General features: G+C 67.1%; 14 protein-coding genes. 2 read left to right on the top strand and 12 right to left on the bottom strand.

Annotated features, from left to right (window positions below):
• Positions 1-8: 8 nt before the first annotated feature.
• The 7 genes from AAF481_04235 to AAF481_04265 all read right to left on the bottom strand — a co-directional run bounded on the left by AAF481_04235 (position 9) and on the right by AAF481_04265 (position 9421).
• The gene (locus AAF481_04235; GenBank protein ID MEM7480359.1) at positions 9-1232 is read right to left on the bottom strand and encodes an ABC transporter permease; all 1224 of its coding nucleotides are present in this window, start codon (positions 1230-1232) and stop codon (positions 9-11) included.
• A 214-nt stretch (positions 1233-1446) separates the two neighbouring features.
• Positions 1447-2112 carry an ABC transporter ATP-binding protein gene (locus tag AAF481_04240; GenBank protein MEM7480360.1) on the bottom strand — a complete coding sequence of 222 codons (666 nt, stop codon included), beginning with the start codon at positions 2110-2112 and terminating at the stop codon, positions 1447-1449.
• Positions 2113-2150: 38 nt separating this feature from the next.
• On the bottom strand, positions 2151-3389 hold the full coding sequence (locus tag AAF481_04245; GenBank protein MEM7480361.1) for an efflux RND transporter periplasmic adaptor subunit: 1239 nt from the start codon (positions 3387-3389) through the stop codon (positions 2151-2153).
• A 15-nt stretch (positions 3390-3404) separates the two neighbouring features.
• Positions 3405-4121: a YIP1 family protein gene (locus AAF481_04250; protein MEM7480362.1), complete on the bottom strand. Its 717-nt coding sequence runs from the start codon at positions 4119-4121 to the stop codon at positions 3405-3407.
• A complete protein-coding gene (locus AAF481_04255) occupies positions 4118-5743 on the bottom strand; it encodes a TolC family protein (GenBank protein ID MEM7480363.1) in 1626 nt (541 codons plus the stop codon). The genes AAF481_04250 and AAF481_04255 overlap by 4 nt, the downstream gene beginning before the upstream one ends.
• Positions 5744-6230: 487 nt before the next feature.
• Positions 6231-7946 carry an ABC transporter ATP-binding protein gene (locus AAF481_04260; GenBank protein MEM7480364.1) on the bottom strand — a complete coding sequence of 572 codons (1716 nt, stop codon included), beginning with the start codon at positions 7944-7946 and terminating at the stop codon, positions 6231-6233.
• Complete coding sequence (locus tag AAF481_04265; GenBank protein ID MEM7480365.1) at positions 7919-9421, bottom strand: leucyl aminopeptidase family protein; 1503 nt, start codon at positions 9419-9421, stop codon at positions 7919-7921. Before AAF481_04265 ends, AAF481_04260 begins: the two co-directional genes overlap by 28 nt.
• Positions 9422-9591: 170 nt before the next feature.
• Between AAF481_04265 and AAF481_04270 the strand changes: the two genes are divergently transcribed.
• Together AAF481_04270 and AAF481_04275 are read left to right on the top strand one after the other, a co-directional pair.
• Complete coding sequence (locus AAF481_04270) at positions 9592-11622, top strand: hypothetical protein (protein MEM7480366.1); 2031 nt, start codon at positions 9592-9594, stop codon at positions 11620-11622.
• Between the two features lie 52 nt (positions 11623-11674).
• Positions 11675-12571, top strand: coding sequence for a phosphoribosylaminoimidazolesuccinocarboxamide synthase (locus AAF481_04275; GenBank protein ID MEM7480367.1), 897 nt, complete (start codon positions 11675-11677; stop codon positions 12569-12571).
• Here AAF481_04275 and AAF481_04280 read toward each other — a convergent pair.
• Genes AAF481_04280 through dnaB form a run of 5 tightly spaced genes read right to left on the bottom strand, consistent with a single transcriptional unit; the run spans position 12568 to position 18246 of the window.
• Positions 12568-14040, bottom strand: coding sequence for an MlaD family protein (locus tag AAF481_04280; GenBank protein MEM7480368.1), 1473 nt, complete (start codon positions 14038-14040; stop codon positions 12568-12570). The two genes, AAF481_04275 and AAF481_04280, sit on opposite strands and share 4 nt — an antisense overlap.
• A gap of 35 nt (positions 14041-14075) precedes the next feature.
• Positions 14076-14879 (bottom strand): ABC transporter ATP-binding protein, encoded by an 804-nt coding sequence (locus AAF481_04285; GenBank protein ID MEM7480369.1) that lies wholly within the window; start codon positions 14877-14879, stop codon positions 14076-14078.
• Positions 14880-14892: 13 nt separating this feature from the next.
• Positions 14893-15633 carry an ABC transporter permease gene (locus AAF481_04290; GenBank protein MEM7480370.1) on the bottom strand — a complete coding sequence of 247 codons (741 nt, stop codon included), beginning with the start codon at positions 15631-15633 and terminating at the stop codon, positions 14893-14895.
• Positions 15627-16874: an alanine racemase gene (gene alr, locus AAF481_04295; protein MEM7480371.1), complete on the bottom strand. Its 1248-nt coding sequence runs from the start codon at positions 16872-16874 to the stop codon at positions 15627-15629. The genes AAF481_04290 and alr overlap by 7 nt, the downstream gene beginning before the upstream one ends.
• A gap of 10 nt (positions 16875-16884) precedes the next feature.
• Positions 16885-18246, bottom strand: coding sequence for a replicative DNA helicase (gene dnaB, locus AAF481_04300; protein ID MEM7480372.1), 1362 nt, complete (start codon positions 18244-18246; stop codon positions 16885-16887).
• Between the last annotated feature and the right edge of the window lie 92 nt (positions 18247-18338).

Below are 18338 nucleotides of genomic sequence, written 5' to 3' on the forward strand. Positions count from 1 at the left end.
CGGGCGCACTACTCGTAGCGCAGCGCTTCGATCGGATCGAGGGCGGCGGCCTTGCCGGCCGGGTAGATGCCGAAGAACACCCCGACGACCGCCGAGAAGCCGAAGGCCAGGGCGACGGCCCAAAACGGGACGTGGGCCGGCGGCAGGTCGATCGGCACCAGGGCGGTCACCGCCGCGCCCAGGCCGAAGCCGAGGGCCACCCCCAGGGCCCCGCCGACGAAGGAAAGGGCGATCGCCTCGATCAAGAACTGCATCATGATGTCCTGCTTGCGGGCGCCCACCGCCTTGCGCAGACCGATCTCCCGGGTGCGTTCGGTGACGGACACCAGCATGATGTTCATGATGCCGATGCCGCCGACCACCAGGGCCACGCTCACCACGCCGGCCACCACCGCCGTGACGCCGCCGAGGATCGAGGTGAAGAGGTCGAGAATGTCGTCCTGGGTCTGGATCTGGAAGTCGTCGGCGTCCTCGTCGCCGAGCTCGTGGCGCTGGCGGAGCAACCGGCGGATGCGGTCCCGCACCCCCTCGATGGCTCCCGTATCGCTCACCCGCACGTGCACCTGCACCTGGTCGGCGGCGCGCCGGCCAAACAGGGTCAAAGAGGTTTGGAAGGGCACAATCACCATGTCGTCGCCATCCTGGCCGAGGGTCTGGCCGGTTTCCTCCATCACCCCGATCACCGTCACCGGCACGGAGCCGATGTAGATCTCCTTGCCCACCGGGTCGTCGCCGAGTTCGAGTTCTTCCACCACCGTCTGCCCTACCACCGCCACCTTGCGGCGCCGCTGCACGTCGACGGTAGAGAAGAACCGCCCGCGGGCGACGTACTGATTGACCACCTCCTGCCAGCTCTCATCGGTGCCGGCGACGAAGGTGGGCCGGTACTGGAGCTCCTTGTACTTGAGGGTTTCGTTGCCGAAGACAAGGGGTGAGATGGCGTCGATGTCCGGCACCTGCCGGGCGATGGCCTCGACGTCTTCATTGGTCAGCAGCACCGGCCGGCTGACCTGCCCTGGCGCGACGAAGGCGATCCGGGGCAGCACCCGCAGGTAGGTGGCGCCGACGTCCTGGAGCTGCCCCACCACCAGGAACTGAAGGCCCTGGACGATGGACACCACGGCGATCACCGCCGCTACGCCGATCACGATGCCCAAGGTGGTGAGCACGGCGCGCATCTTATTGGCCCGCAGCGCGCCAAAGGCGACGACGAAGTTTTCTAACCAGAGCACTCAGGACACTCCACAGGGTCGTCAAGGCAGCCAACAACCGAGCCCGGCAGGGCTCGGCGGCGGGGCGGCGATAGGCCCGCCGAGGACGGGGGTGAGGCGCGAAAAACCGCGCTTTTTCGCGTCGAGGGGGGCGCCCAGCCCCCCTGAATATCCGGGGCCCGCAGCGCGCCAAAGGCGAGGACGAAGTTTTCTAGCCAGAGCATGGATGACTAGCTCATCCGCCGGCCGGCGCGCCCGCCGGTTGCAGCGCATGGTCGGTGAGGATTCTGCCGTCCCGCAGCACCACCTGGCGGTGGGTGTGCTCGGCAATGTCGTCCTCGTGGGTGACCAGGATGACGGTGTTGCCGGCCTGGTGGAGGGCGTCGAATAGGATCATGATCTCTTCCGAGGTGCGGGTGTCGAGGTTCCCGGTCGGCTCGTCGGCGAGCAGGATGGAGGGGCCGTTGACCAGCGCCCGGGCGATGGCGACGCGCTGCCGCTGGCCGCCGGAGAGTTCGTTCGGCTGGTGGTCCACGCGATCCCCCAGGCCCACCCGCTCCAGGGCGTCGAGGGCCCGCTGGCGGCGCTCCTTGCGCGAGGAGCCGGCATAGATCAGCGGCAGCTCGACGTTGGCCAGGGCGCTGGTGCGGGCCAGCAGATTGAAGGTCTGAAAGACGAAGCCGATCTCCTGGTTGCGGATCGCCGCCAGGTCCTCATCCTCCAGTTCCTCCACCGCCACGCCGTTGAGGCGATAGCTGCCGGAGGTCGGCGTGTCGAGGCAGCCGAGGAGGTTCATCAGGGTGGACTTGCCGCTGCCCGAAGCGCCCATGATCGCCAGGTACTCGCCGCGCTCGATGGTCAAGTCGATGCCGTCCAGGGCACGCACTTCGACCTCGCCCATCTGGTAGACCTTGTGGACGTCGCTGATCTCGATCAGGCTCACGAGTCGTCCGTCTCTTCTTCCGCCGGCGAGTCTTCCGGTGCGGCCTTCTCGGCGTCGTCTTCGCCGTCGTTCCGCGCCAAACGCACCACATCGCCGTCCTCGAGATCCTTGAGGGTGCGGTAGGGACCGACGATCACCGACTCGCCGCCGGAGAGGCCGGCGGTGATCTCGACCTGGGTGGTATTGGCGATGCCGGTGGAAACAGGGACTTCGACGGCGGCCCCCTCGTCGAAGGAGTACACCACCTTGCGCCCTTCCCCGTCGCGCTCCGGGTCATCGCGCTCGACCACCGCTTCGATCGGTACGATCGGCACATCCGAATGCACTTTGGCGACCACGTCCGCCCGGGCGGACATGCCCGGGCGGAGCCGTTCGTCGGCGTCTTCGAGCAGGATCTTGACGCGGAAATAGATCACGTCCTGGCCGCGATGGGGGGTGAAGCCGGAACTGCCGATCTCGACCACTCGACCGTGGTATTCGTGGTCCGGCACCGCGTCCACCTCGATGGTCACGTCCTGGCCGAGGGCGACGTCGACAATCTCTGTTTCGTCCACTTCCACCACCGCCAGAATCTCCGACAGGTCGGCGATGGTGCCGATCACCGACGCCGGATTGTTCATCGTGCCGGAGACCACCACCTCTCCCTCCTCCGCGTTGAGTTCGATCACCCGGCCGGAAAGCGGCGCGAAGATGGTGGTCTTGGTGAGGTCGTCCTGGGCCTTGGTGAGGTTGGCCTGGGCCTGGCGCACGGCGTCCCGCGCCTGATCGAGGGCGAGGGCGGCCGAAGCGGCCGACAGCGCCGAAGCCTCCCGCTGTTCGGCGCTGACAATGCCCTCGGTACCCAGGCGGTCGAAGCGCCTTTCCTTGAGCCGCGCGTCCTCCAGCTCGATCTCCGACCGGCGCACCGCCGTTTGCGCGCTGCGGAGCTGCGCCCGCCACTGATCGCGGGCGGCCAGGAAGGCCTCGCGCTCGAGTTCGAGGAAGGGTTCCCCGGCCTCGATGACGTCGCCCTCCTCCACGTGCAGTTTCTCGATCCGGCCGATCACCGGCGCCGAGATCTTCACCTGCACCCGCGGATCGATTTCACCGCTGGCCTTCACTCGCAAAGCGATATCTTCGACCTCGACGGTCTCCGTGCGCACTTCTTTGCCGCTCGGCTCCTTGCCCCGCAGGCTGGCGATGACGATGACCACCAGAACGGCGAAGATCCCTGCCCCGATCAGAACTTTCTTCATGGAGAGCGACCCAGGCTAGGCGAACAGCACGCGCACGGCGATGCCGAGGGCGGTCAGCAGCAGCACGGCGCCCCAGGCGGCGCCCTTCGACACCTTGGCCACCACCTGGAAGCCGATGGCGGTGAGGATCACCGACCAGATGGTGAAGAACTCGACGCTCGCCAGCAAGGCGACCAGCTTCGAACTCGCCCCTTCCGGCGCGAGAAAGGCGAGGCTTGAACTCATGAACGATCGGGTGGTGATCTGCTCCGTCGTCAGTTCGCCTCCGAACCACACGATGGGCGCCGCGATCAGCATTCCGAGGACCGCCGGCACGGCGCCGTAGAGATGGGTCGCCAAACTCTGCGGGTAGGTCATTTCGCTACCGGCGAGTTTCAAAATCACCCAGTACAGGAGGCCGATGATCAGCATCACGATGGCGGCGAAGATGGCGCCGATGAAGGCGAAGGCGGCGCCGAACTTCTCTTGGATTTCCGCCGCCGTCTCGATCTGCTGTTCGGTCATGGAGGCGGAGCTTTGCTTCGCCATCTGGTCTTCCATCACCTGTCGGTAGTCCGTCTGGTGATGGACGGCGACCTGCAGCACGACGGCCGCGATCATCAGGAACAGCAGCGGCACCCACCAGCGCGGCTTGGCGGCCACCTTGCGGAAGGTCTCCGTGGGCGAGGTCAGGACGGTGATCAGGCGCGATCCGATGGCGTCTCCACCAGAACTCGGTTCGGCAACGTTCATAGGCTTCCCTCCAGCAGTTCGACGCCGGTCTCCTCCAGCAGTTGACCAGTCGCCCGGTAGAGTTCGGTCAAAGCGTTACGGTACTCGGTGATGGCGCTCACCTCGCGGCTGCGGGCAAGGGTGAGATCCTCCTGGATCTCGGTGACCTGGTAGCTGGTGGACATACCGTTCTCGTAGCGTTTTTGTTCCGCTTCGAGGTTGCGTTCCTGGGCGCTGCGCGAAGCGCGGGCCGTTTCGATTCGCTGCACGGCGCTCTCCAGTCGGCGCGCGGCGGCGCGCACTTCGGTGCGAATCTGCAGCCGCAGGCGATCCTGATCGGTGCGGGCGCGCTCCAGGTCGAGGTCCGCGGTGGCGCTGTTGGCGCGCGCCGCTCGGTTCTGGAGCGGGTACGAAACGTCCAGACGCATTCCGATCGAGTCGAAGTCCCGGCTCACCGCTTCGTCGAGGGCATCGATAAGGTCTTCGTCCACCACCCGCAGGTCCCCGGTTTCCGGATCCTGCACGCTGCTCCGGCCACCGAGGCCGACGGTTCCATAGGTCACGGTAACGTCCAACGAAGGCAGCCTCTCGCGCCGAAAGAAGGCCGATTCGATTTCCAAAGATTCGATGTCGAGATCGGAAATCCGCATCTCCGGCCGGTTTTGGTAGGCCGCTTCGAGGGCGGCGTCCACGTCCACCTCGACATCCACGACTTCCGGTTCCGTTTGCGGCACCAGATCCATGTCCCAGAGAGCGCCGGGATCGATGTTCAAAAGCTGGAGGAGCTGGTCTTCGGCGTCGCCGACGGCGGTGCGGGCGGTGATGATGCCCTCCTGGCGGGTGGCCACCGTCGCCTCGCTCTGCACCAGCTCGATGGGCGCCAGGGTACCGACGTCCACCTGCACCCGGTTGCGCTCGTCGAGCTCGATGGCCAGGGCCAGACCCTCCTCGGCCACGGTGAGCTGCTCTCGCGCATCGACCAGCGCCCAGTAGGCCTGCTGCACCTGCTGGATGACCGAGGTCACCTCCTGCTCGAACAGCTTGCCGCTGCGATCGCTGGTGATCCGCGCCTGCAGGATCGAGCGCTTGGTCGAGAGGGCGCCGAAGCCGCGCAGCAGCGGCTGGCGGTAGGAAATCGAGGTCGAAGCGGAGAGGCTCGGATCGATCAACGAAAAGGTACTGTTCGACGAGTTGCGGTTGGTGAACAGGCCGAAGGAGCCGACGCCGCCGTAAGGCGTGAGCTGGTTGAGCTGGATGGAGAGATCGCGATCGTCCCGATCGAGCACCGCGGCACCGTCGAGCTGCGACGAAGACGGGTTCTTGCTGCTCTGAAATCCGGCGGAGAGGGAGGTGCCGAGGTCGAAAACTCCCTTGGCGCCTTCGATCCGCCAGAGAGCGGAGGTGCGGTCGTAGCGCTGCAGCTCCAGGCTGAGGTTTTGCTCCAGGGCGATCTCGATGGCGTCGTCCAGGGTGAGCAGCGCCTGGTCACCGTCGATCACGATCTGAGGCACCTCGGAAGCCTCGCCGAGGACCGTGCGCAGGGGGCGCAATGGGGAGCTAGCGGCGGCCGCCGAGCCGACACAGAGTACTGTCGCGAGAATCAGAGCCGTTCTCCAACGCCGGTGGCTCTCGAGCTGAGTCATAGGAATCCCCTTATCGATCAAGGTCGCGCGTTCTATCGGTTTCTTTTGATTCGGGTGCGGCATTCTCCACCGCATTCTCCACCGCTCGTTCCATCCTACGATGGTCAGGGTGTAAATGTTCCTGGGGAGCCCGCTGCGACCGTCCTGCGGGGCCGCGTTGGGAGCGCCTTGCCTTCGTTGGCAAGGCGTCGAAGCGCAGGCGATGCGGTGTCCATCGTTGAGCTTCGACAACGCAGCCAGCGGGGCAAGCCGCCCCAACCCGAAGGGCGCATGGGGGTTATGGCGCTGCGGCGGCGTTGCTCCTCGTCAACGAGGGCTCAGCATCGCCTCCTCGTCGCGTCTTGCCGGAGCGCCATAAGACCCATGCGCGCGGCCCACAGGACGGTCGCAACGGGCTCCTAGAGACAGGTGTCCGGCGATGCCGTTACCGGGGCAGGGTGCGGGTGGCAGGGCACTGCCGGCAGGCGGATTCGGTGGATCGGGGATCTCACTGCACAGGGTCAGGGTCCGTCCGCTGGCGGTCTCCGTCGGCCAGCCCGGCAGAGGCCCGATACAAACGGGGCGCCGATTCGAGGAGGGCCGCCGTGTAGGGATGCTGCGGAGACCGAAAGACGGTGGCCGTGGGTCCTCGCTCGACCACCCGGCCGAGATACATCACGACCACATCCTGCGAGGCACTCTCCACCAGGCCCAGATCGTGGGCGATCAACACCAGAGCCAGCCCCCGGCGCCGCTGCAGGTCGACGAGCAGATCGATGATCTGGGACTGCCGGGAGACGTCGAGGCCGGACACCGGTTCGTCGGCCACCAGGAGGCGTGGTTCGCAGGCCAGGGCACGGGCTATGGCGACGCGCTGGCGCTGGCCGCCGGAGAGCTGATGGGGAAATCGGTCGACGATCTCCGCCGGCAATCCGACCTCGGCAAGCAAGTCGCGCAGGCGCGACGGTCGCTCCGCCTTCGAGGCCAGCCGATGGATCCGCAACGGCTCTTCGAGTGAGGAACCGATGCGCATGCGTGGGTCGAGGGACCCGCCGGGATCCTGGAAGACGAGCTGGAAGTCGCGCCGCCTGCGGCGTAGCTCGGCGCCATCCAGGGCGAGGAGATCCTCGCCGTCCAGGGCGATCGAGCCCGCATCCGGAGAGTCCAAGCGGACCAGGCAGCGAGCGAGGGTGGACTTGCCGCAACCGGACTCCCCCACCACCGCCAGAGTGCGTCCGGCGAAAACGTCGAGATCTACGCCGCGCAGTGCCCGTACCCGGTCTCCGCCGGGTGGACGGTAGGTCTTGGCTAGGCCCCGGGCGCGCAGCAGAGGCTTCTCGGCGTCCGCCTTGCGTCGCGCTGCCGAAGCGACCGGGTCCGACGTTCCTCGACCGAGTTCCGGATAGGCCGCCACTAGGCTCCGGGTGTACGGGTGCTGGGGCCGGTCCAGGAGAGACCGCACCGGTCCCTCCTCCACGACTTCGCCGGCATGGAGCACCAAGGCCCGGTCGCAACTCTCGGCCACCACCGCTAAGTCGTGGGTCACCAGCAGCACCGCCAGGCCTAAACGGGCGCGCAGGATCTGCAGCAGATCCAGGATTTGTGCCTGCACGGTGACGTCGAGGGCGGTGGTCGGCTCGTCGGCGAGCAAGACCTCGGGTTTGCCGGCCAGCGCCATCGCCAGGGTGACCCGCTGCACCTGGCCGCCGGAGAGCTGATGGGGATAGAGGCGCAGGCGTTGCCTGGGTGCGGGCATGGCGACCTGCTCCAACAACTGCACCGCCTCGTCCGCCGCCTCGGTCCTGGAGAGGGCGCGGTGGATCCGCACCGCCTCGACGAGCTGAAACCCGATGGTCAACGACGGATTGAGCGCCGACGCGGGTTCCTGGAAGACCATGCCGATGCGCCGGCCGAGCAGGCGCCGCCGCGCTGCTGGCGGCAGAGATTGGATTTCCTCGTCGCCGACCAGAATGCGCCCGCCGGTGACTTCGATACCCGGCGGCAGCAGGCCGGCGAGGGCCAGTACGCTCATGGTCTTGCCGCAACCGGACTCCCCTACCAGACCGACCATCTCGCCGGCGGCCAGGGAGAGCGAGACATTCCGCACCACCGGTTTCGGCCCTCTTTCCGAGGGCACGGCGACGGACAGGCCCTCCACCCGCAGCACCGAGGCGGCCGGCGTCGGCGATCCGGGGGTTAGCCCGGGATCGAGGCGCGAATCCATTCCGTGGCCAGCGACACGCCGTAGCCGGTCGCGCCGGGATGCTCCTCCTGGTCGTGGCCGACGTGAGCGACGCCGGCGATGTCCAGATGGGCCCAGCGCTTCAAGTCGCCGACGAACTGCGACAGGAAGGCGGCGGCGGTATTGGCCCCGCCCCAGCGCGGGCCGGCGTTTTTGAGGTCGGCGTGCACGCCCTTCATCTGTTCGACGTGCTCCGGCCACAGGGGAAGGCGCCAGAGGCGTTCTCCGCTGGCGATGGAGGCGGCCTGTAGCTCTGCCGCCAAGGCGTCGTCGGGGGTGTAGAGGCCGGCCGCTTCGTAGCCGAGGGCGATCACGCAGGCGCCGGTGAGGGTGGACATTTCGAGCAGGGCGTCGGGCTTCTCGTCGACCGCCCAGGCCAGGGCATCGGCCAAGATCATCCGGCCCTCGGCATCGGTGTCGATGATCTCGACGGTCTTGCCGTTATAGCAGCGCACGATGTCGCCGGGCCGATAGGAGCGCCCGTCGGGCATGTTCTCGGCCAGCGGCGCGTAGACCTTGAGGTGAATCGGCAGATCGAGCGAGGCGACGGTGTGAGCCAGGGCGATGGCGGCGCAGGCGCCGCACTTGTCGAACTTCATCTCGTCCATACCCGTCGGCGGCTTGAGGGAGATGCCGCCGGTGTCAAAGGTCACTCCCTTGCCCACCACCGCCAGCGTCGGCGTGTCCTCGCCGGCGGCCGGCGCCTTCCAGTCGAGCCGCACCAGCCGCGGGGGGTGCGGCGAACCCCTGCCCACCGCCAGCAGCCCGCCCATGCCGCGTTCGGCGAGTTCGTCACCCTCGAGGACGGTGATCTCCAGGCCGGCGTCGGCGGCCAGGGCGCGGGCGCGGTCCTCGATCCAACCCGGATGGGCGTCGCTGGCCGGCGTGTTGCCGAGGTCGCGGGCTAGGGCGACCCCTTCGGCGACGGCGATGGCGGTCGATGCTTCACGCCGGTAGGCGTCTTCCTCGCCCCGCGGAGGAATCACCGATATCTCGCCGAGGCGACCCCGGCCGCGCGGTGTCTTGCCGTCGCGGCCGGGGCTGCGGTAGTGATCGAAGCGATAGGCGGCCAGGGGAACTGCTCGCAGCACTCGTGAAATCGCTGCGCGGCCGAGGGTTTGGGGGTGATGCGGCAGCAGGATGGAGAGATGTTCGGCGCCGTTCGTCCGCGCCAGATCCACCGTCTCGGTGAGCCAACGGACGAGGCGCTGGGGCGTCAGATCGCCGGCCTTGCCGAGGCCCCCGAGGGAAACCGCCAGGTTCCCGTGTAGGGTGGCGAGGCGCTGGTCCTCACGCCCCTTCCAGCCGGCTCGTTGGTGCAGTCCGGAGAGGCTTCCGGCCAGCCCTCGGTCCAGTCCTCTGAGGTCGAGTTCTCGATCCTCGAAACATCCCGCGGCCAGAGAATCACCCGGCGCGCGATCCCGTGCGGCGATCGTAAGGCGCGGTAGCCCGCTCATTCAGTCATCTCTCCAAGAACTGTCAAGGTCCGACGCGGGAGTCTACCAGGCGCCGGCAAGGTTCCGGCCGCCTGGTTCTACGACGGTTCCGGCGCGCAATTCCGTTTCCCTTCATACCCTCGCCTGCTCGCCGATGGTGTACGCTAGCCATCTCTTCTCGGTCCAATTCCATGACTCCCGACGACCTTCTCGAGCTGTATCCGGGCCCCTTCAATTTCCTGCGCCCGGAGGCCGAGGAGATCGGCGATCTGATGCCCGATCTGCGGACCTTCCTGCCGCGGCCGCAGCACATTTTCCTGGAAGACGAAGAAGCCACTCCCATCCTCGGCTTCCCGGTGCTCCTGTCCCCCGCCATGCGGCGGTTGACGGAGGCCCTTGGAGAGTTCCTCGCCGCCGAAGAAAAGGTTCAGGTGGCGGTCTACCAGCGGCGTTCCTTCGATCGCAAAGTCCACGGCGCGGCCTGGGAACGCTACCGGGCGCTCCTCGCCCGGGTGGTGGAAAACGTTTCCCTTTCGAGCTACGGGCGCAGCTTTCCTTCGATCTTCTGGCTGCACCATTCGGTGGAGATCGCCCGGCTGCTCAAGGACTCTCCACGCCGTTTGCTGCGCCTCGACACGGAAATCGGCCGGCGCTATGGCGACAGCATCAAGTTTCGGGTGCTCGATCGCTACCTGGATTTTGTCTTTGCGGAAACCTACGAACTGGCCCACCGCCTGGCTGGACGCACCGATTCCGATGAGCTGGACTTGTTTCCCCGGTTGCTCAATCGATTCCGGGACAACGTGCTGCTGTTGACCGAAGACCACATCGGACCGGGACTCGAAGAACTCGCCAGCTACTTTCACGGCTGCCTGCGGATCGATGGACGGGACCTCTTGCGGCGACTGCGGGACCTCGCCGGCTGGAACGAAGGACGCCTGCAGAACGATGCGAACCTGCAGAGCGTGGTCCGCAATCTGCTCCGCCGTTCGCCCTTGCCGAGCAATACCGGCGAGCCGGACCCGGCCGATCGCGGCCGAGAATTGCTGATCACGCCGGGCTACGTGCGTTTTCTGTCGGAACGTTCCGACTACCCGAGCCGGCGACTGCTCGACGATCCGGGGGTGGCGCTGTGGGAATCCCTCCTCCTCAAGCTCAAAGAGTTCGAGGTCATCCACACCCTACGGCGTTTTCTGGTGCCGGTGGTGGAAGATCAGGGACGCTTGGTCCACCGCGCCGAGGGCGGCGCCGGCGCCCTGCCCGGCCGGCGCCACCTGGTGCTGTCGTCGGCCACCCGGCCGCTCGACTTTCTGGCTCCTTGGGTGGTCGAGCCACTGGTGCAGCGCTTCGGCTTGATCTACGACCTGACGGACTTCTCCGAGGTGGTGGCGGTCATTCGCCGGGCCGGTAGCGGCCTGCAGGACGAGTCCTTCCGCAAGATCTTCACCTTCCAGCGGCAGATCAACGCGCTCGCGCGCTCCCACCGGCTGCAGCTCGAAAAGTACCTGGGCGACGGCGCCTTCTATTCCGGCCGCCACTGCCTGTCGGTGCTCGCCGGTGCGGTGTTGATCCAGCGCGCCTACGGCGAGGCGGTGGACAAGGGCCTGCCTTTCGATCGCGGGGTGCGGATCGCTCTCAACTTCGGTTCCTACCGCCTGCTGCCGATCGGCTTCGGGGCCAGCGGCAAGGATCGCTATGAATTCTTCGGCCACGGAGTGGTGGAGTTGACCCGCCTGATCTCCGGCAAGTCGACCAAAGAGATCGACGAGATCCAGAACATGCTGGTGAGCCAGGGGTACCCGGAGGCGACGGTTCACCGCTTCTTCTCCCCCCTCCTGAAGCGCGATGTCGGCGAGGCCGAGCGCCATGAGAAGAAGCGCCGCTTCTACTCCTACATCAACTCCAGCGGCCACCTGGTCAACGAGGGCATTGTGGCGACGGACGCCTACGTCGAGCAGATCGATTCCGCCCTCTCCCAGGCCGGCGTGGTCAAGGTGCTGCGCGCCGAGGACGGACGCCGCCGGTACGTGGTGGTCGACCTGGAAGGCGAGCCGGCCCAGCGGATCGGCATCCGACACCTCGGCCGGGCGCACCTCAAGGGCCTGGGTGAAGAGCCGGTCTACGAGGTGGTCGACGGCGCCCGCTGGGAAGGGGTGGAACTGGAGGAGACCGGCCACCGCTCCTTGCGGGACGCCGCGCGTTTCATGACGCCGGGAGCGTGAAACCCCGTTGCCAAAACGCCTTGCGAACGACCGCGGGCAAAGAGGAATCCCCATGAGCCGTGCGATTCTGACCACCGACCTCCCCGGCCTGCCGTCGCCTCGGCGCGGCAAGGTACGCGACATCTACGACCTGGGTGACCGGCTGCTGCTGGTGGCGACGGATCGCATCTCGGCCTACGATTGGGTGCTCTCGCCGGGCATTCCGGACAAGGGCAAGATCCTGCATCAGATCTCCACCTTCTGGTTCCGCCGCCTCGCCGACGTGGTGCCGAACCACCTGCTGGACGAAGCGGAGAACGACCTGCCGGCGGAGGTGGCGCGGGCCGTCAGCGGCCGGGCCGCGTGGGTCCAGAAGACAGAGGTCATCCCCTTCGAATGCGTCGCCCGCGGCTATCTGGCCGGCAGCGGCTACCGGGAGTACGTGGCCGGCGGCACCGTTTGCGGCCTGCCGCTGCCGCCGGGCCTACGCCGCGCAGATCGCTTGCCGCAGCCCATCTTCACCCCGGCCACCAAGGCCGAGGAGGGGCACGACGAGAACGTCTCCTTCGCGGTGATGGCCGACGCCCTTGGCTCCGATCTCTCCACCCGCCTGCGCAATCTCACCCTGGACCTTTATCGCCAAGGTGCCGAGCATGCGGCGAAGCAGGGCATCCTGCTGGCGGACACCAAATTCGAGTTCGGGCTGCTCGATGGCGAAATCCTCCTGATCGACGAAGTGCTCACCCCGGACTCCTCCCGCTACTGGGAAGCGGACCGCTGGACCCCCGGCGAAGAGCCCACCTCTTTTGACAAGCAGTTCGTCCGCAACTGGCTCGATACCACCGACTGGGACAAAGCCTCTGCCCCGCCGAAACTGCCACCGGAGGTGTTGGCGGGGACCCGGGAGCGGTATCTGGAGGCGTTCCGGCGGATTACGGGTAAGGAACCGCACTTGTCACCGGCGGGCTAGAACCCCGAAGGTACGCTGCCCAGCAGGTACTTCAAGTTGTCGTCGTTCCAGCGCACGCCGCCGCCCAAGAAAAAGCTGTCGCGGTCGCTCTCCAGAGGATCGTCGTAGCCGCCCATCAGGTACAGGTTGTCGTTGACGAAGAAGCGGGTGGTGAGGCGCAGGTGGGGGTCGCGGTCCTCGTCGCGGTTGAAGTCGAAGGCCTGGAAGTCGAGCCACAGGCGGCGGTTGAGGCGCGGCACCGGAACCTCGAGGGCGACGCCGAATTCGTCCTCGATCAGCCCAGCCCACAGGCGGGATTCGTTGCGCAGCCGCAGGCCCAGGAGGGCCGAGAACACCGCTTCGTCCTCGGTGGTGATGGTCTCGATGGTGCGTCGCTCGACGGTGCCGTCGGGCAGCGTTTCGGTGATCTCCTGGGTCTTCTTGAAGCGGTCGCCGGTGCGGGTGTCGATCAGCGCCACTTTGTACAGGCGATTGGATTCCCGGCCCGGATCCAGTTCGATGGCGAGGCCGCCTTGGGTTTCGCCCGGATCCGTCAGGTAGTAGCCGCCGGCGTCGAGGTCGAGCTTCAGGTCCCCCACCCGGCCAAGGGTGTCCGACAGGGTCGCCACCCCGCCCTCGATGGACCCCAGGGTGGAGGTGATGTCGTCGTGCATCTCGTCGCTGGTTAGGAGCTTGCCGAGGGTGCCCTCGCCGCGCTCCAGGCGGCCGGTGATGACGCCCAAGTTGTCGGCGGACGTTTGCAGGCTGGCGCTCAGGGTTTCGATGTTTTGGAGGCTGCCGGCGAGCTGATCGCGGTTCTCCGCGACGACCTGATTGAGAGAGTCCACCAACGTGGCGATCTTGTCCGACAGGCGCGGCAGCTCCGTCGCCAGGGTGCCGCTGGCGCTCTCGAAGTTCTCGATGGTGCCGCGGATCTGGGCCCGGTTGTCGGCCACCAGCAGGCGGATCTCCGCGGTGGTCGCTTCCAAGTTGTCGAGCAGACGATTCAAAGACCCGCTGCCGCCGGGACCGGCGAGGGAATCGGTGACGTTCTGGATCGAATCGCCGATTTCGCCAAGCTTTGCCATGGCGTCGTCGAAGGACGGCGGCGTGACCCCCGGCAGGGTCTCTCCCGCCGGTAGCGACGGCGCGCCGAGGGGGCCGAGCACCAGCTCGACGTACTTGTCCCCCAGCAGTCCGAGGCTCGAGATGTGCGCTTCGGTGCCCACCGTCAAGTCCACCGGCTGATCGAGGAGCAGGTGGACCCGGGCCTTGCGTCCTTCGAGGTTGATGCCGTCGATCCTTCCAACCCGTACGCCGGCGATGCGCACGGCGGCCTTGTCGTCGAGGCCGGCGACGGAGTCGAACAGGGCGTCGACCTCCTGTCCTTCCGGCCCGAAGACGTTCCAGTCTTCGATCTTGAGGACGAAATAGCCGAGAACGATCAGTGCGAGGGTGGCGAAGATGCCGACCTTGAGTGCCTGGGACATCGATTTCCCCTTTTCGGGTGTTCCTTCCTTCTCCGCTAGCGCTGCGGAGAGGCGGCGAAGGCTTCGTCGACCTCGCCGTGAATAAACTGCTGAACGCGTGGGTCCGGATGCCGGCGAAACGCCTCGGGCTCGTCCAGGGCGACGATTTCCCCCCGGTGCAGCAGCCCGATGCGGTCGGCGATGCGGAAGGCGCTGGTCATGTCGTGCGTGATGGTGACGGCGGTCGAGCCGAGGCGATCGAGCATGGCGAGGATCACCTCGTCGATCAACGCCGTGGTGATCGGGTCGAGGCCGGTGGTGGGCTCGTCGAACAGCACGATCTGAGGCTCCAGGGCGATGGCCCGGGCGAAGCCGACCCGCCGGCGCATCCCGCCGGATAGCTGGCCGGGCATCTTGTCGTCCACCCCTTCGAGGCGCACCAGGTCGAGGCAGCGGGACACTCGCCGGTCGATCTCCTGCCGCGGCAGTTCGCGCCGTCGGCGCAGCGGAAAGGCGACATTCTCGAACACCGTCATGGAGTCGAACAGGGCGCCCTCCTGGAAGGCCATGCCGTAGCGTTGGCGGAACTGCGTCAAGTCGCGTCCGTCGAGGGTTGCGAGGTCCACGCCGTCCACCACCACCGTGCCGTCGTCCGGCTGGAGGAGGCCGATGATGTGCTTGAGCAACACGCTTTTGCCGCTGCCGGAGCCGCCGATGATCACCAGCGATTCGCCCTCTCGGATGTCCAGGTCGAGTCCCTTCAACACCTGCTTGTCGCCGAAAGACTTGCGCAGGCCGGAGAGCCGGATCTTGACCGGGGCGTCGGCAGCGGTGATGTCCTGGGAGGTTTCCGTCGTCATCGCAAGAGCGGCATCAGAACAGGAGCTTGGTGAGCAGCAGGTCGGCGAACAGGATGGCGATGGAGGCCATCACCACCGCCTGGGTGGTCGCCCGGCCGACGCCCTCGGCGCCGCCGGTGGTGTAGTACCCCTTCTGGCAGCCGATGAGCGCGATCAGCAACCCGAAGACCGCTGCCTTCAACAGGCCGGAGAGAAGGTCGTTCAGTTCCAGGAACCGGAAGGTGTTCTCCAGGTAGGTCACCGGATTGGCGCCCAGCAGCACCACCGCGATCAGGTAGCCGCCCCAGATTCCGACAGCGTTGCCCATCGCCACCAGCATCGGCAGGGTCAGGGTGGTGGCCCACACCCGCGGCACCACCAGGTAGTGGACCGGGTTGGTGGCCATCACCTCCAGAGCGTCGATCTGCTCCGTCACCCGCATGGTGCCCAGCTCCGCGCCCATCGCCGAGCCACAGCGGCCGGCGACGATCAGGCCACCGATCACCGGCGACAGCTCGCGCACCATCGACAACGCCACCAGCGAGCCCACGAAGCCCTCGGCGTTGAAGCGCTGTAGGGTGTTGAAGGTCTGGAGGGCCAACACCATGCCGGTAAACATGGCGGTCAACAGCACCACCGGAATCGAGTCCACCCCCACCTTGACCATCTGGCGCAGTAGCTCCCGCACCTCCCAGGGGCGCCGCGGCGTCCAGCGCAGCACCTGACCGAGCATCAAGAACATGCGCCCGATCTCGGTGACGGCGTGAGTCACCACAGGCCCTGTCCCCGGCTGCCGGAAAAGCGGGCGGAGAGTTCTTCGCAACGCCCTCTGGAGCGGTAGCGCCGCGGCATCCGGAGGCCGAGGAGGCAGAGCAGCTCCCAGGGGATGGTGCCGGCGGCGTCTGCCAGGTCCCAGGCGGTGATCGCCTGGTCGCCGCGGCGACCGAGGAGCACCACCTCGTCGCCGAGGGCGGCGTCCGTGTCGGTGAGGTCGATCATCGACATGTCCATGGTGACGGAACCCACCACCGGTACCCGGTGCACCTTCCCGCCGCTGGTTGGCAGCAGGGCGGTGGCTCCGGGGTCCCGGGAGATGCCGTCGGTCAGTCGCCAGGCGTAGCCGTCGGCGTAGCCCACCGGCACCACCCCGATGCGGCAGGGACGCTCCGCCCGCCAGCGCCCACCGTAGCCGACGGCCCCGCCGGCCGGGACCGTTCGCACCTGAACCACCCGTGTGACCACGGACATCACCGGCTCCAGCTCCCTCGCCGTCCGGTGAGCCGGATCGAGGCCGAAGAGACTCAGGCCGAAGCGCACCAGATCGCGCCGGGTGGACGGCCGGTGGAGGCCGGCGGCACTGTTCGCCAGGTGGATCTCCAGGCGCACCCGCTCGTCCCCCGTCAGATGGCCGAGGACGCGCTCGAAAGCTTGCTCCTGGGCGTCGTTCCGTAGGCTGCCGGGCTGGTCGGCCTCGGCAAAGTGGGTCATCAGGCCGGTGAGCCGGAGGGTCCGGTCGGCGCGCAGCCGGTCGAAGGCCGTCGGCAATTCGTCGAGGCTCAGGCCCAAACGGTTCATGCCGGTGTCGACTTTGAGGTGAAGGGGCTGGCGGCGCCCTCGAGCGGTGCGCGCTGCGGACCACAGATCGAGCTGGTCAAGGCTCGACACGGTCGGCGTCAAACCATAGCGCCGGTAGAGCGGGAGCTGGCTCGGCTGGGCCGTGCCGAGCACCAGGATCGGGCAAGAGACGCCGGCTCGCCGCAGTTCGGCCCCTTCTTCCAGCAGGGCAACGGCAATCCACTCGACGCCTTGCGCTTCGAGCAGCTGCCCAACCCGCGCCGCGCCGTGGCCATAGGCGTCAGCTTTGAGCACCGCCATCACCCGCGCCGGTGCGATGCGGCGGCGCAGGGCGGCGAGATTGGCGGCCAGGGCATCGAGATCCACCTCCACCCAGGCCGGCCGCAAGGCGGCGGTAAGAGAGCTACCGGTGGGTTCGGGCTCGGTCTCCGGATCGGCCACGGCCGGTGCCTCAGGGGGGTGGAACCTGGGAGTCGAAACCATGCCGGTCCATGTTGTGGAAGGTGGTGGTCTCCCCCTGGAACACCATTTCGACGACGCCCGTCTCGCCGTTACGATGCTTGGAGATGATCAGCTCGGCGAGGCCTTTGACCTCTTCGTCTTCGGGGTTGTAAACCTCGTCGCGGTAGACGAAGGCGACGATGTCCGCATCCTGCTCGATCGAGCCGCTCTCGCGCAGATCGGCGAGCTGCGGCCGGTGGTCGCCGCCGCGCCGCTCCGGCTGTCGGGAGAGCTGCGATAGGGCGATGACCGGAATCTCCAGCTCCTTGGCGAGCTGCTTCATGCCGCGGCTGATGGCGGCGATCTCGAGGTTGCGATTCTCGTAGCGTCCGCCGGCCTGCATGAGCTGCAGGTAGTCGAGGATCACCAGGTCCAGGCCCTTCTCGGCTTTCAGGCGCCGGGCTTTGGAGGACAGCTCCAACAGCGAGGGATTCGGCGAGTCGTCGATGTAGAGCGGAGCGCCGCCGGTCTCCCGCACCGTCTTGATGATGCGGCTCCACTGGTTCTGCGATAGGTGCCCCCGGCGCAGGCTGGAGAAGGCGACGTCCGCCAGGGAGCAGAGCACGCGCAGGGCGAGTTCTTGCTGCGACATCTCGAGGCTAAACACCGCCACCCCGCGCCTCTCCCGCACGGCGACGTGCTGCGCCACATTGAGGGCGAAGCTGGTCTTGCCCATGCCCGGCCGGCCGGCGATGATGATCAGGTTGCCGCGGTTCAGGCCGTGGGTGATGCGATCGAGGTCGACGAAACCCGTCGGTAGGCCGATCAGGGTGCTGCCGGGCCGCTCCTCCAGGTCTTCGAGGGTCTGATGGAAGATCTCGCCGATCGACGCGAAGCCCCGCTGGATCGCCTCCTCGCCCAACCCGAGCACCGCCTGCTCCGCTTTGCCGAGGGCCTCCCGCGCCTCGAGGCCGCCGTCCAGGCAGTCACGGATGATCTCGCCGGAGGCCTGGATCAGCCGCCGCCGGATGGAGCGCTCCTTGACGATCTCGACATAGGTTTCGGTGCGCCCGAGGTCCGGTAGGTCGAGGTCGAGGCTGGAGAGGTAGGCCAGCCCGCCGACCCGCTCCAGCTCCGCCCGCTGCTCCAGACGGGCCTGCAGAGTGCGCAAATCGACCGTCGTCTGCTCGTCCGTCAGGTCCACCATCGCCTGGAAGATGAACTGATTGCGCTCGAAATAGAAGTCCTCCGCCCGCAGCCGCCCGGAGATCGTCGGCAGGATGCGGGGATCGATCAAAACCGCCGCCAGTACCGCGCGTTCGGACTCTTCGCTGTGAGGGAGGCTCTTGGGAGCCTGCATGGTGTCGAGCATCGCCGGGATTGTACCCCCTCCGGGAATGCAGGCGGGGCCTGTCCACTGGTTTGCCACCGGAACACCCTAATTCCGACACGGAATTCTCGAAT

The organism is Acidobacteriota bacterium (assembly GCA_039030395.1).
Lineage (GTDB): Bacteria > Acidobacteriota > Thermoanaerobaculia > Multivoradales > JBCCEF01 > JBCCEF01.

Bases quoted from the DNA above. Each gene is read 5' to 3' on its own strand.
- AAF481_04240 (MEM7480360.1), bottom strand. From the start codon at position 2,112: ATGGGCGAGGTCGAAGTGCGTGCCCTGGACGGCATCGACTTGACCATC.
- AAF481_04245 (MEM7480361.1), bottom strand. From the start codon at position 3,389: ATGAAGAAAGTTCTGATCGGGGCAGGGATCTTCGCCGTTCTGGTGGTC.
- AAF481_04250 (MEM7480362.1), bottom strand. From the start codon at position 4,121: ATGAACGTTGCCGAACCGAGTTCTGGTGGAGACGCCATCGGATCGCGC.
- AAF481_04255 (MEM7480363.1), bottom strand. From the start codon at position 5,743: ATGACTCAGCTCGAGAGCCACCGGCGTTGGAGAACGGCTCTGATTCTC.
- AAF481_04260 (MEM7480364.1), bottom strand. From the start codon at position 7,946: ATGGATTCGCGCCTCGATCCCGGGCTAACCCCCGGATCGCCGACGCCG.
- AAF481_04265 (MEM7480365.1), bottom strand. From the start codon at position 9,421: ATGAGCGGGCTACCGCGCCTTACGATCGCCGCACGGGATCGCGCGCCG.
- AAF481_04270 (MEM7480366.1), top strand. From the start codon at position 9,592: ATGACTCCCGACGACCTTCTCGAGCTGTATCCGGGCCCCTTCAATTTC.
- AAF481_04275 (MEM7480367.1), top strand. From the start codon at position 11,675: ATGAGCCGTGCGATTCTGACCACCGACCTCCCCGGCCTGCCGTCGCCT.
- AAF481_04280 (MEM7480368.1), bottom strand. From the start codon at position 14,040: ATGTCCCAGGCACTCAAGGTCGGCATCTTCGCCACCCTCGCACTGATC.
- AAF481_04285 (MEM7480369.1), bottom strand. From the start codon at position 14,879: ATGACGACGGAAACCTCCCAGGACATCACCGCTGCCGACGCCCCGGTC.
- dnaB (MEM7480372.1), bottom strand. From the start codon at position 18,246: ATGCTCGACACCATGCAGGCTCCCAAGAGCCTCCCTCACAGCGAAGAG.